Here is a 12,028-nt window from a genome sequence, read left to right as displayed (position 1 = left end):
ACAACGCCCGCCGCCGACGATTTATCCGGCCGGCATTCTGGAGTCGGTCTCCACCTCCAGGACCACCTCTCCCGACACCGGATCGGTCACGCCCAATCCGCCGCCAAGGTCTTCGAGGATATCCCGCATCTTGTCGAGCTCGCCGATCATGTCGGGCCGAGCCTGAACGATGCCGTCGAAGCTGTCCCATTCGCCGATGACGCAATAGGTGCGCTCGCCCGTTTTCACCAGCAGGAAGCGTTTCAGTCCGGCCTGCCGCATTCGGTCTTTCTTGGTCGCGTCGATCTGGCGATGGATGTCAAGGTATTGCTCCTCATGGCCGGGCTTCACCCGCATGCGCACGACATTGAAGGCTGTCATCTCAATCTCCTCTTCAAAAGCGATCGACGTGCATCACTGCATGGCGCCCTCTCCACCCAATTCGGTCTTGAAGGTCTCGAAGTCGACCTGGAGACCGTTGAAGTAGGTGCTCCAACTCCGTGTCAGGGCCGCTACGCCGACAGCTTCGGCGATCTCTTCGTCGGTGGCACCGGCTTGTTTTGCCGTGTTCGTGTCGGCCCAGACGCAGTAGTCGCAGGGGATCTGGGCAGCGACGGCAATGCCGATGAGCGCCTTGGTCTTGGCATCGAGCACGGTTTCCCCAAACTCCAGCGCCTTCAGTTCGGCCCAGGCCCCGGGCAAGGCTGCCTTGGGTATCTGGTGGATGAAGCTGGGCACCGAACCAAAGGTTGTTTCGATATCCTGGATGGTCGCGTCGTAATCCATCGTCACATCTTGCGCCTGGCCGGCAGATGCCATGACGATGGCAAGGCCAGCAACGGATGCGATCAACGCAAATCTCCCAGTCATTGGAATCTCCCTGATAGTGCCCCTCGAAGGGCGATCGGAATGTCTTTCCTCCTGATCCGCCGGTTTGGTGGATAGAGCAGCAGTTTACATGCGGCCGGGAATGGCGAAAAATGCCGAGAATTCATCGTGCCGATGCTGCGGCGACATCGGCGGGAGGCGCATCATGGAGATGCACGAGATCCGCTATTTCCTCGCCGCGTGCGAGACGCTCAACTTTCATCGCGCCGCGGACCTCGCCCACGTCACGCAGCCGGCCCTCACCCGGGCGATCCAGAAGCTGGAAGGCGATCTCGGCGGGTTGTTGTTCCGCCGCGAGCACAATCATGTCCAGTTGACGGACTTCGGCCGGCTGATGCGGACGCACCTGGAGGAGGTGTATCGGCGCTCCGAGCTCGCCAGGGAGACAGCCAGGAGCTTCCTGCGGCTCGAGGACGCGCCACTCACACTCGGTGTCATGTGCACTATCGGCCCGTTGCGTTTCATCGGGTTCCTCAACGCGTTTCGCGAGCGCTATCCGGGCATCGGTGTGACCATGATGGAGGGCGTGCCGAGCACGTTGACGCAACTTCTTTTGGACGGAAAGTTGGACATTGCTCTGATGGCCCAGCCACAGACGTTCGACGAACGGCTGACCTCCGAGCCGATCTACCGCGAGCGGTTTGGTCTCGCTTTCGCCAGTGGCCACCCCTACGCAAGCCGCAACACGCTGCAGTTGAGCGACGTCGAGGGGGAGCCCTATCTCTCGCGGATCAATTGCGAGTACCGCGGCTTCATTTCCGAGCTTTGCACCCAGCGGGGCATCGAGATCAGCGTAGCCTACCGCAGTGAACGCGAGGACTGGATCATGGCCATGGTCGCGGCGGGGATGGGCATCTGCTTTGCGCCCGAATTTTCGGTTACCTTGCCCGGCGTCATGCACCGGCCGGTGGGTGACCCGGAAATCGTTCGCGAAGTTTCTCTTGTCTCCGTCGCCGGCAGAACACTCTCTCCCGCGATTGCGGGTTTCGCCGAAACAGTGCGCAGTTACAACTGGGGCGCTTAGGACGCCGGCAGGACAGGTTAACCCCCCAGCGCTATCGTTGAACCGACAGCACTCGTACCCGTTCTCCGATTGCGGTGATCGCCGCTCGCTTGCAGGCGGGCCGTCGCGCAGCCCGACGAGGCACGACCATGCCACTCGATAGCGACGTTTCAGAAGTCCGTGTCGACCGCCAGGTCTTGAAGCGCTCCTCGGTGTGCCCGAGGGCGCGCGCGGAATTGTCGCCTTCGCGCATGGCAGCGGCAGCGGGCGGTTGAGTCCGCGCAACAACTATGTCGCCCGAGCCTTGAGACAGGCGGGCCTCGCAACTCTGTTGCTCGATCTGCTGACGCCGCAGGAGGAGGCCGATCGCGGCAATGTCTTCGATATCCCGCTGCTCGCCTCCCGGCTCACTGCGGCAACGGACTGGCTGGCCGGTCAGCCTCAACTTTCCGGTCTGGTGCCAGGCTATTTCGGGGCGAGCACCAGGGCGGGCGCGGCCCTGATGGCCGCAGCCGAGCCCGGCTCGCCCGTTGCCGCGGTCGTCTCCCGTGGCGGACGGCCCGATCTCGCTCTCGACTGGATCCCTGACGTGCGCGCACCGACCCTGCTTCTGGTCGGAAGCCTCGATGGACCGGTGATCGACATGAACCGCACGGCACTCGCCGCCCTCGCCACCGAAAAACGCCTGGTGATCGTGGAAGGCGCTGGGCATCTGTTCGAGGAACCAGGAACCCTCGATAGGGTGATCGAGGAGGCCGCGAACTGGTTTCAGACCCACCTCACTCCCGATCGCGCTTGACGGCGACGCACTCGGACAAGGGGCGAGAGCCCAGCCTATGGTCCAGTTCTCGGCTCGATGCTTGCGCCATCCTCGAGTTCGGGGCCGGGATAGAGGAGCACGGCATCGCCTTCCCCAACGCCGCCTAATATTTGCACCCTGGTACCGTTGTTGCGGCCGACCTCAACCGGGGTGAGGTTGGCTTTGCCGTCCGCGGCGGTAAAGACGGCCCAGCCGTTACCCTCGCGGAACAGCGCGCTTGAAGGGGCGATCAGAGCATCCTCCTCCTCCCAGACGACGATCTCGACTTCCACGCGATATCCTGCTCCCAGGCCCGCGCGCTGCTCGGAGGCGTCGCTGAATTCGACGATCACCCTGACGCGCTGCTCCTCGACACCCAGCGCGGAAACCTTGGTAAAGGCGCCCGGCTCGACCCTCGCCACACTGCCGTCGAGGCTTTTTCCGCCACCACCCCAACCGGTGATCTCGACGCGGTCGCCTGCGGAAACCTGCACCGCATCGGTCGAAAGCAATTCCGCAACCACCTCGAGGTCTCGTTCGATGTCGCCGATTTCCATGATCGGCGTTCCTGTGGTGACCGGCCCGGCATCTTGCCGTTCGACGCGGAGAACTGTTCCAGATATGGGCGCGGTGAGCGAAAGAACGCCATCGTCATCGCCCGCACCCAACGTATCGCCCACGCGCACCAGCCGGACCCGCGCGCTTTCGAGCTCAGCCTCGCGCATCGCGACCGCAGCGACGGCGGCTTCATAGGTCGCGTTTGCCGTGTTCCAGGTACGCTGGGCTTGATCGAGCGCCGACTGGGATGTGGCTCCTGTCATGCGCAAGCGGCGCGCGCGCTCGAGTTCCTCGGTCGCCAGGGTCCTGTCGGCCTCGGCACTCGCAAGCTCGGCGCGGGCCCCCTTCAGAGCGGCCTCGGCGACGCTGACGGCCGCGCGGGCTTCGGCGCGCGAGCGTTCGTCGAGGATCGGCGACGCCGAGGGCGCTATGCGCGCAACCGTCGTCAGGCCGCCTTCAACCTTGTCGCCAGGCTCGATGTCCACGCGCAGCAAGCGCCCGTCGGCCGGCGCAGCGACGACATGGGGCGTGCGCACGCGCGTTCGCGCTTCCTCACCAATCGTGACCGACATCGGCCCGCGCGTGACTTGCCCAATGTCGACGACCAGCGGCTGCGGCCAGAACGCATAGGCGAGGGCCGCCGCCAGAGCGATGCCCCCTCCCGCCATGATCCAGAAACGCGATCTCTTTTTCGCCAAGGCCCTAGCCTCTCGTTTTCAATGCCGCCACGGGATCGATCCGATCGACGTTGCGCTTGACCAGCCAGCCGGAGACGATCGCGGCGGCCAGCACCGCGATGGCTGCCGTGCCGTAACTCGAGGGCACGAAGATCGTGGGAATGCGGTAAAGATCGGTGCTGAAACCTGCGGCGATGGCCGCCGACATGTAGTAACCCAGCACCGATCCGACCGGCAGCGCGACGACGGTGATCACCGCGAGCTCACCCAGGAGGACGAAAGCGGCTTCGCCCTTGGTGAACCCGATCACCCGCAGGCTGGCGAGATCCCGCTCGCGTTCGGCGAAGGCGATCTGTGCACTGTTGTAGACGATGCCAAAGGTGATGATGCCGGCGATGGCCGCCATGATATAGCGGATCGCTCCGGCCCCCGTATCCATCAGCGTCTCGAACGATGCCCGCGCATCGCTCTTGAGGCTGACGCCGGCCACCGCCGGCATGTTCTTGAGGAGATCGTAAATCACGTCGCCATATGCGCCGTCGATGCGCAGATGCGCACCGGAAACGCGATTTTGCTCACCAAGGGAATGGTTGAGTGCGCCAAGCTCAAAGTAGGCGGGAGAGCCCAGAAGCGAACGGGCAACGCCTGCCACCGGCAGTTGCAAGACCGGTCGGGTTCCTTCCTGGATCTCGACCGTCAGCATTTCGCCCGGTGCGATCCGCAGGATCTCCGCAAGCGCTTCGGCGAGGATGATGCCGTCGTCACGGATATAGATGGCCTCCATATCGGCGTCGACGGCCCTGTTGAGTTCCGGTTCGGCAACAAGTCCGTTGATCGCGCCGCGGTAGGTGTGGAGCCCGTTGCGCAGAACCGCCGAAACATTCCGGAACGGCTCGACCACGAGCACACCCTCCATGCGTTGCAGCGCATATATGGCATCGCTACCCAGCGGCTGGGTAAAGGTGACCGTGACGTCGCTGCGGTCGATAACGCTGAAATTCAACATGAGCGTGCGGTCGAAGCCGCCCATCAGGCTCAGCATTGCCACCGAGAGCGCCATGCCAGCCCCAATGCCGGCGGTAGAAGCGAGCGAGCGCACCGGCTGCCGGATGAGGCGCCTTGCGACCATGCGACTAGGCTGATCGAGCAACGCCCTGAATACCCCGCCCAAACGCTCCGAGCGGCTATAGTCAGCCGGTGCGGGCGGGCGCATCGCCGTTGCCGGCGCGAGGGCGAAAACCCGTCGCAGGACAATGAAACTCCCGGCCGACGCGGTCAGGACGCTGACGATGAAACCGGTGATGAACGCCGCGGGATCGACTCTGAACAGCAGGAACGGGAATTTGTAGTAGGCTCGATAGAACTCGGCGACATTGATCCCGGAAACGATGCCCAGGAGGCATCCGAGAGCCGCTCCGGTCATGGCGATGGCGAGAACGAACTTGAGATAGTGCAGGCCGATCCCCGCGCTCGAATAGCCAAAGGCTTTGAGCAATCCGACCTGCTCGCGCTCGGACTCGATCATGCGGGAGATGACGATGTAGAGGAGAAACGCGGCGACGGTGAGAAAGATGGGCGGAACCGCTCTGCTCGATGCCCGCAGGCTGTTGATCTCTTCGGTGAGGAACCGGTTCGACATCTGGTTCTCGACCCCATAGGCCCCTGTGCCGCCAAAGGGGCGCAGGATGCGGTCGACGGCTTCGAGAACAGCCGGCAGGCGCGCATCGCGGCCGAGCGCCAGCAGCGCTTCGTTGAATGCGCCCTCGAGGTCGAAGGCCGCCTGCAGCGCCTTCTCGTTCATCCAGATGACGGCAAAGCGTGCATCGTCGGGCGCGAGCTCACCGGGCGGGGTCGTATAGAGAAACTCGGGCGATTGAGCGAGGCCGGCGATCTCAAGCGTGCGCCGCGCTCCGTTCATCGTAACCGTCAGAGCATCGCCGGGCACCAACCCATGCGCATTGGCGAAGCCCTCCAGCAGCAGGATCTGGTCTTGCCTCGCCGGATCGATCGCGCGTCCCGCGGCAAGGTAATCATCGTTGAGCGCAGGGGCGCGGAACTCGGGCACTGAAACGGCCTGGGCCCGGATCGGAACCTGCTGGCCCGGCAGATCGATGAGCGCAGCACCGTTGACCCGGCCCTCCACCGCCGCGACACCGGGAATGGCTGCAAGATCGTCCAGGGTGCGCCGGGGTGCCCGGGTGACCGAGGCAAACACATCGGCCAGCCTGTAGCGCTCGTAGTAGGCGGTCTTTGTCTCTACGAGCGAGTTGACCAGCCCATCCATCATGACGAGCAGCAGGACACCGACCGCGATCACCACGGCGATGGCTGCGGCCTGCCCCTTGATGCGCCAGAGATCGCGCAAAAGCTTGTGGTCGAGTGGGCTCATTGCCGGAACGTCACCACTGGATTTGTTCGGCCGAGACCTTGGCCTCGTTGACGGAGATCTCGCGAACACGGCCGTCGGCGAAGTCGATGACCCGGTCCGCCATTTCGGCAGTCGCTGCCGCATGGGTAATGATCACTACGGTGGCGCCGGTCTGCGTGTTGACATCCTGGAGCACGCGCAACACGGACCTGCCCGTGCGGATGTCGAGCGCTCCCGTCGGCTCGTCGCAGAACAGGACCGTGGGCCGCTTGGCAACGGCGCGGGCAATCGCGACCCGTTGCTGCTCGCCGCCGGAAAGCTGCGCGGGGAAGTGGTCGAGGCGCTCGGTGAGCCCGACAAGGGCAAGAGCCTCGGCGGGATCGAGGGGATCGCTGGCGATCTCGGTGACGAGCTCGACGTTCTCGCGCGCCGTAAGGCTCGGCATGAGGTTGTAGAATTGGAAGACGAACCCGACGTCCCGGCGCCGGTACCGGGTCAGCTGGGCATCGTTCATCGCGGTCAGTTCCTCCTTGAAGAACCGCACCCGGCCTTCCGTCGCGTGATCCAGCCCGCCGAGTATGTTGAGGAGCGTCGACTTGCCGCTGCCGGAGGGGCCGAGCAGCACGACCAGCTCGCCGGCCGGGATGTCCAGATCCACACCGCGCAGCGCATGGACCGCTGAATGGCCGGTACCGAAAACCTTTGTAAGGCCCTCAACCTTGAATGCGGGCTCCCGCGGAGCTTTGGAGCCGTTTCTCATCGCGACCTCTCGGTGGCGGCAGATCATAATCGCACCGGCGCCAGCAGGGACTTGTGCACCGTGACGTACATATGGAATATTCGACTTATGCCGAATATGTCAAATAACGAGCTCACGGACCAGCAGTTGCGTTTCATCGACGACGTGGCGCGCCTCTTTGTCCCTTGGGGCGTGCCGCAGACCGCAGCGCGCATCTACGGCTATCTGATCCTGATCGAAGAGCCCGTCAGCCTCGATCGGATCGCTGCAGACATGAAGATCAGCAAGAGCAGCGCCAGCGTCGCCGCGCGGCTGCTGGAGCAATATACGCTGGCCAGACGCCAGACCGTTCGCGGAAGCAGGCGCATTCTCTACGAACTGTCGGATGCCTACGCGGAAATGCTGGCTGGTCAGAACCGCATGCTTCACGACCTGACAGACCTGCTCAGGCGCGGCAAACAACTCGCCACATCGGAAGCGACAAGGAACCGCCTGGAGGAGATGGCCGAGTTCTACACTCTGACACGCGAAGCCATGGCAACGGTCAGGGAGCGTTGGCGACAGCGGCAAGACGGCAGCCAGTGAGCTTTTTTTGAGCCGCGGAGAGGACGAGAGCGGACGCGGCGTTCGGCTATCGACCCGCAAGCGACCGCAGGCGCGCCAACTGGTCAGTAGCGATGGGAATGCCCTTCAGGCTGTTGTGCCGCCGATTGGCATAGCGGCGCTCGCCCGGCAGTCGTTCGACGCCCGTCGCATGGAGCTGCCGGACCAATGTTTCGACCCGCTCCGCGAATGGACGCGTCGCGCCGCGGTCGGGATCTATGAGCAGGAAGAACTGGCCCGTATGCGGGGTCGCCGCGCCTGGGTGATCGCTCCAGTCGACTTCGAACGAAAATTTGCCACCCGTCAGCGCCGCTCCCATGACCTCGATCATCAGGGCGAGCGCCGAGCCCTTGTGGCCTCCAAAGGTGAGCAGCGCGCCCCCATCGAGCACGGCCTGTGGATCGGTCGTCGGCTGACCTTGCGCATCGACTCCCGAACCGGCAGGCAGGTCCTTTCCCTCCCGCGCGGCAATCTGCACGTCACCATGCGAGAGGGCACTGGTGGCAAAATCGAAGACCAGCGGGTTCTGGCCGCTGCGCGGCGCTGCAAACGCGATCGGATTGGTGCCGTACACAGCGTCGCGCCCACCGTGCGGGACCACATAGGCCATGGAATTGATCATCGAAAGCGCAACGAACCCCTCGCGGGCGAAGGGCTCCACATCCGGCCAGACCGCACTCAAATGGTGCGAATTACGCACAAGCAGGGTGGCGAGCCCGGTTCGGCGGGCCTTGGCGACGAAAAGCTCCCTTGCCGCAGCCGTCGCCGGCAGGGTGAAGCCATTCATCGCATCCACGCGCACCTGGCCGGGCGCGACGTCCTCGACCACCGGCACGGCCTGGCCATCGACCCAGCCGGCCTCAAGCGAGGCGATATAACCGTCGATGCGGAAAACGCCGTGGCTATGGGCGCCGTCGCGCTCGGCGATCGCGCAGGTTTCGGCGATACAGGCTGCGACTTCGGGTCGGCACCCATGGGCGGCGAGGATATCACGCAGGAGGGCCGACAACTCCTCGAAGGCGATATGTACGGTGCCGCTCATCGCCCGATCCGGGGCCAGGTGTCCGAAAGCGTGTAGCCGTGCGGCCAGGGGTCATCTGGATCGAGCAGCTCCTGGCGTGTGCCGGTGACCCAGGCGCGGCCAGAGATTTCCGGTACGATGGCCTTCAGCCCGTCGAGCTCGGTCTCGGCGGCGATACGACAGGAAAACTCCGAACCGATGATCGAGCGGCCGATGAAGCGGTCGCCGACCTTCATCTGCCCGCGCGCCGCCAGGACCGCCATCCGGGCCGAACAGCCCGTACCGGTCGGCGAGCGGTCGATTTTTCCCGGCTGGATAACGACAGCGTTGCGACCTGTCAGGACACCCTCTTCTTCGGTGACGGGCGCGGCGATCTGACAGAAGGAGATGTGGTTCCAGTCGGCATTGGTCGGGTGCCTGAAGCCCAATTGCTCATTGGCCGCGCGGGTGATCCGGATGCCGGTTTCGGCGATGTCGCGCGCTTCGTCCGGGGTGACGGCGAAGCCGAGGGCGGCTGCGTCGGCAATGACGAAACTGTCACCGCCATAGGCGGTGTCGACAGTCAAAGTGCCAAGGCGCTCGACCTCTATCGTGGCCCCGAGTTTGCCGGCAAAGCTCGGCACATTAGTCACGGTGATGCGCTCGGCCTTGCCATTGCGGCAATCGGCGGTGACCTCGATCAGCCCGCCCGGCGCTTCGAGCACCATGCGGGTCTGCGGCTCCTGCATTTCGATGATGCCGGTATCGAGCAACACCGTCGAAACGCAGATGGAGTTGGATCCGGACATAGGCGGCGTGTCCTCGGGCTCCATGATGATGAAGCCCATCTGCGCCCGCTTGTCCTTTGGCGGCACCAGGAGGTTGATATGCCGGAAGACGCCACCGCGCGGTTCATTGAGGACGAACTGGCGCAGGGTCTGGTCCTTGGCGATGAACCGCGACTGCTCCCAGAGCGTCTCGCCCGGCGGCGGCGCGACGCCCCCGACGATCACATCGCCGACCTCTCCTTCGGCGTGGCAGCCGACGATGTGGATGGTCCTGGTCGTGCGCATCTTCGCCCCCTCTCAGATCACCTGGAAGCCGTGGGCGAACGGGTCGCGATCGTCGATGAAGATGGTGTTGAACCCGGTCTGACGCGCCCAGCCACCGACGGAGGGGACGATGCCATCGCGCTCGCCGACCTTGACGACCTCCTCGACGCGCCCCGAAAACAGCGAGCCGATGATGCTTTCGTGGATGAATTCCTCGCCGACCTGCAGTCTGTCGAGGGCGGCCCATTGCGCCATGCGCGCCGAGGTCCCCGTGCCGCAGGGCGAGCGGTCGATGGCCTTGTCGCCATAGAACACGGCATTTCGGGCCGTCGCGCCTTCGGTCTGCGGTGCCCCGGTCCAGAGAATGTGGCTGAGGCCGCGAATGTCGGGCGTTTCGGGGTGTACGAACTCGTATCTGGCATTGAGGGCCCGGCGGAGCATGGGACTCCAGCGGACAAGGTCGCCCGCAGTCACGTCGGCGATATCGGAGAAGTTCTCCTGGGGCTCGACGATAGCGTAGAAATTGCCGCCATAGGCGACATCGACCTTGATCGTGCCCAATCCGGGCACCTCGGCCTCGAGATCGCGGGCATGGAGGAATGCCGGCACGTTGGTGATCCGCACCTCCTCGACATATTGCCCCTCCTCCCGGTAGGTGGCGGTAACAAGCCCGGCGGGCGTATCGAGCCGCACGACACCCGGCGTTTTGGGCCGGATCAGCCCGTTCTCGAGCGCCATGGTGACGGTGCCGATGGTGCCGTGCCCGCACATGGGCAGGCACCCCGAGGTTTCGATGAAGAGGATGGCGGTGTCGCAGTCCTCGCGCGTCGGCGGATAGAGGATGGAGCCCGACATCATGTCGTGCCCACGCGGTTCGAACATCAGCCCGGTGCGAATCCAGTCGTATTCGGCAAGAAAGTGCGCCCGCTTTTCGAGCATGGTCGCACCCTCGAGGCTCGGGCCGCCACCCGCGACCAGCCGCACCGGATTGCCGCAGGTGTGTCCATCGATGCAGGTGAAGGTGTGGCGTGCCATCTTGTCTTCTAGAACCTTTGCGGATTGAACGGGGCAATGTCGATGGCGGGGGTGCGGGCGCAAACAAGGTCGGCCACCAGCCGCCCGGTCGCGGCCGACTGCGTCAACCCGAGATGGCCGTGCCCGAAAGCGTAGACGATCCGGTCCGAGGCGCGCGAGGCGCCGATGGCCGGCAGGCTGTCGGGGAGCGAAGGGCGGAACCCCATCCATTGCGTTCCGCCCTCGATCCTGAGGCCGGGCAGAAAGCGCGCGGCTTTCTTGAGCATCGCATCGGCGCGGGCGAAGTTTGCATCGAGGTCGAGTCCGCCAAGCTCGACCGCGCCCCCCACCCGCAAGCCGGTCGCAAGCGGCGTGATGACGAAGCCATGCCCGCCGAAGATGAGTTGCCGCTTAACGTCGAAGGCGCCTGGCGGAAGCGTGGTGTTGTAGCCGCGCTCGGTTTCGAGCGGAATGCGGTCGCCCAGAGGCTCGGTCAGCCGGTGCGACCAGGCGCCGCCCGCGATTACGGCGGCCACCGCGTCGAGCGACCGCCCGTCCGCGAGCACGACCTGCACGCCGCTTTCTCGCGGCCGGACCGCCGCGGCTTCGGCGCGCAAGAGCCGGGCGCCACGCGCTTTGACATGCTGCGCAAGGGCGAGAGCGAACTGGTAAGGCTCTTCGACCGACTGCCATTGCGGGACGAACGTTCCGGCAACGATTTGCGGCGAAAGCCCAGGCTGCAGTTCGGCCAGCCTCTCGCCGCGCAGATGCTCGAAGCCAATGCCCGCCTCGGCCCGCGCGCGCCAGCCTGGCTCGGCGGCGGCAAGTTCGGCATCGCTTTCATAGAGTTCGAGCGAACCGTCGTGCCGGACCATGGCAGTCAGTCCCGCCGCCTCGACCATCATCGCCATTTCGGCTCTGGCCAGCTGCATCAGCGCCGTCTGCGCCGCGATGCTGCTGGCGGTCCGGTCCGGCCAACCAGCCCGCCAGAAGCGGATGAGCCAGGGCAGGATGCGCGGGAAATAGGCCGGCGGAATGCTCAAGGGGCCAAGCGGGTCCATCAGCCATCCCGGCACCTTGGCCAGCATGCCCTTGCTTGCGAGCGGCAGGATGTCCGAGAAGGCGAAGGCGGCTGCGTTGCCGCGGCTCGTCTCCTCGGCGATGCCCTTGCGGTCGATCAGCGTGACCTGTCGCCCCGCCTCGATCAGCTTCTGGGCTGTGGCGAGGCCGACAATGCCGGCCCCGACGACGATCACGTCGTTGGGGCCGGCTGGCAGGTCGGTTTCGAGGTGGACGCAGGTCATTCACGCAGTCCGTGGTGGGGGTCAGCGGGCAAATGCCCGCGTCG

The 12,028-nt window shown here is 64.8% G+C and carries 12 protein-coding genes and 1 pseudogene; 3 read left to right on the top strand and 10 right to left on the bottom strand.

Features of this window, described 5'->3' with window-relative positions:
- Positions 1-21: 21 nt before the first annotated feature.
- Complete coding sequence (locus QQK18_RS10150; RefSeq protein ID WP_284340218.1) at positions 22-360, bottom strand: antibiotic biosynthesis monooxygenase family protein; 339 nt, start codon at positions 358-360, stop codon at positions 22-24.
- Positions 361-393: 33 nt separating this feature from the next.
- Positions 394-849 (bottom strand): carboxymuconolactone decarboxylase family protein, encoded by a 456-nt coding sequence (locus QQK18_RS10145; RefSeq protein ID WP_284340217.1) that lies wholly within the window; start codon positions 847-849, stop codon positions 394-396.
- Positions 850-1,012: 163 nt separating this feature from the next.
- On the opposite strand from QQK18_RS10145, the gene QQK18_RS10140 reads away from it, so the two are divergent.
- Both QQK18_RS10140 and QQK18_RS10135 read left to right on the top strand, forming a co-directional pair.
- Positions 1,013-1,891, top strand: a complete 879-nt coding sequence (locus QQK18_RS10140; protein WP_284340216.1) for a LysR family transcriptional regulator — start codon at positions 1,013-1,015, stop codon at positions 1,889-1,891.
- Between the two features lie 250 nt (positions 1,892-2,141).
- Positions 2,142-2,669: a dienelactone hydrolase family protein gene (locus QQK18_RS10135; RefSeq protein WP_284340215.1), complete on the top strand. Its 528-nt coding sequence runs from the start codon at positions 2,142-2,144 to the stop codon at positions 2,667-2,669.
- A gap of 35 nt (positions 2,670-2,704) precedes the next feature.
- Here QQK18_RS10135 and QQK18_RS10130 read toward each other — a convergent pair whose 3' ends face one another.
- From QQK18_RS10130 to QQK18_RS10120, 4 genes and pseudogenes are all read right to left on the bottom strand, one after another.
- Positions 2,705-3,925, bottom strand: coding sequence for an efflux RND transporter periplasmic adaptor subunit (locus QQK18_RS10130; RefSeq protein ID WP_284340214.1), 1,221 nt, complete (start codon positions 3,923-3,925; stop codon positions 2,705-2,707).
- Between the two features lie 4 nt (positions 3,926-3,929).
- Positions 3,930-4,310, bottom strand: a complete 381-nt coding sequence (locus QQK18_RS27535; protein ID WP_379993750.1) for an FtsX-like permease family protein — start codon at positions 4,308-4,310, stop codon at positions 3,930-3,932.
- 834 nt (positions 4,311-5,144) lie between these two features.
- Positions 5,145-6,293, bottom strand: a pseudogene (locus tag QQK18_RS27530) (ABC transporter permease); the annotation flags it as partial.
- Between the two features lie 10 nt (positions 6,294-6,303).
- Complete coding sequence (locus QQK18_RS10120; protein ID WP_284340212.1) at positions 6,304-7,032, bottom strand: ABC transporter ATP-binding protein; 729 nt, start codon at positions 7,030-7,032, stop codon at positions 6,304-6,306.
- Here QQK18_RS10120 and QQK18_RS10115 point away from each other — a divergent pair.
- Positions 6,955-7,596 (top strand): GbsR/MarR family transcriptional regulator, encoded by a 642-nt coding sequence (locus QQK18_RS10115; RefSeq protein ID WP_284340302.1) that lies wholly within the window; start codon positions 6,955-6,957, stop codon positions 7,594-7,596. The genes QQK18_RS10120 and QQK18_RS10115 overlap by 78 nt on opposite strands.
- 46 nt (positions 7,597-7,642) lie before the next feature.
- Here QQK18_RS10115 and QQK18_RS10110 read toward each other — a convergent pair whose 3' ends face one another.
- Genes QQK18_RS10110 through QQK18_RS10095 form a run of 4 tightly spaced genes read right to left on the bottom strand, consistent with a single transcriptional unit; the run spans position 7,643 to position 11,984 of the window.
- Complete coding sequence (locus QQK18_RS10110) at positions 7,643-8,656, bottom strand: Ldh family oxidoreductase (protein WP_284340211.1); 1,014 nt, start codon at positions 8,654-8,656, stop codon at positions 7,643-7,645.
- A complete protein-coding gene (locus QQK18_RS10105; RefSeq protein WP_284340210.1) occupies positions 8,653-9,687 on the bottom strand; it encodes a trans-3-hydroxy-L-proline dehydratase in 1,035 nt (344 codons plus the stop codon). Before QQK18_RS10105 ends, QQK18_RS10110 begins: the two co-directional genes overlap by 4 nt.
- A gap of 12 nt (positions 9,688-9,699) precedes the next feature.
- A complete protein-coding gene (locus tag QQK18_RS10100; protein ID WP_284340209.1) occupies positions 9,700-10,701 on the bottom strand; it encodes a 4-hydroxyproline epimerase in 1,002 nt (333 codons plus the stop codon).
- Between the two features lie 8 nt (positions 10,702-10,709).
- The gene (locus QQK18_RS10095) at positions 10,710-11,984 is read right to left on the bottom strand and encodes an NAD(P)/FAD-dependent oxidoreductase (protein WP_284340208.1); all 1,275 of its coding nucleotides are present in this window, start codon (positions 11,982-11,984) and stop codon (positions 10,710-10,712) included.
- Positions 11,985-12,028 lie beyond the last annotated feature (44 nt).

It is taken from the genome of Devosia nitrariae, from assembly GCF_030160115.1.
Taxonomy (GTDB): Bacteria; Pseudomonadota; Alphaproteobacteria; order Rhizobiales; family Devosiaceae; genus Devosia; species Devosia nitrariae.
This window is presented reverse-complemented; position numbering and strand designations above follow the sequence as displayed.

Excerpts from the sequence above, each read along its gene's own strand:
- QQK18_RS10150 (WP_284340218.1), bottom strand. The coding sequence starts at position 360 with ATGACAGCCTTCAATGTCGTGCGCATGCGGGTGAAGCCCGGCCATGAG.
- QQK18_RS10145 (WP_284340217.1), bottom strand. The coding sequence starts at position 849 with ATGACTGGGAGATTTGCGTTGATCGCATCCGTTGCTGGCCTTGCCATC.
- QQK18_RS10140 (WP_284340216.1), top strand. The coding sequence starts at position 1,013 with ATGGAGATGCACGAGATCCGCTATTTCCTCGCCGCGTGCGAGACGCTC.
- QQK18_RS27535 (WP_379993750.1), bottom strand. The coding sequence starts at position 4,310 with ATGGCGGCCATCGCCGGCATCATCACCTTTGGCATCGTCTACAACAGT.
- QQK18_RS10115 (WP_284340302.1), top strand. The coding sequence starts at position 6,955 with ATGGCCGGTACCGAAAACCTTTGTAAGGCCCTCAACCTTGAATGCGGG.
- QQK18_RS10120 (WP_284340212.1), bottom strand. The coding sequence starts at position 7,032 with ATGAGAAACGGCTCCAAAGCTCCGCGGGAGCCCGCATTCAAGGTTGAG.
- QQK18_RS10110 (WP_284340211.1), bottom strand. The coding sequence starts at position 8,656 with ATGAGCGGCACCGTACATATCGCCTTCGAGGAGTTGTCGGCCCTCCTG.
- QQK18_RS10105 (WP_284340210.1), bottom strand. The coding sequence starts at position 9,687 with ATGCGCACGACCAGGACCATCCACATCGTCGGCTGCCACGCCGAAGGA.
- QQK18_RS10100 (WP_284340209.1), bottom strand. The coding sequence starts at position 10,701 with ATGGCACGCCACACCTTCACCTGCATCGATGGACACACCTGCGGCAAT.
- QQK18_RS10095 (WP_284340208.1), bottom strand. The coding sequence starts at position 11,984 with ATGACCTGCGTCCACCTCGAAACCGACCTGCCAGCCGGCCCCAACGAC.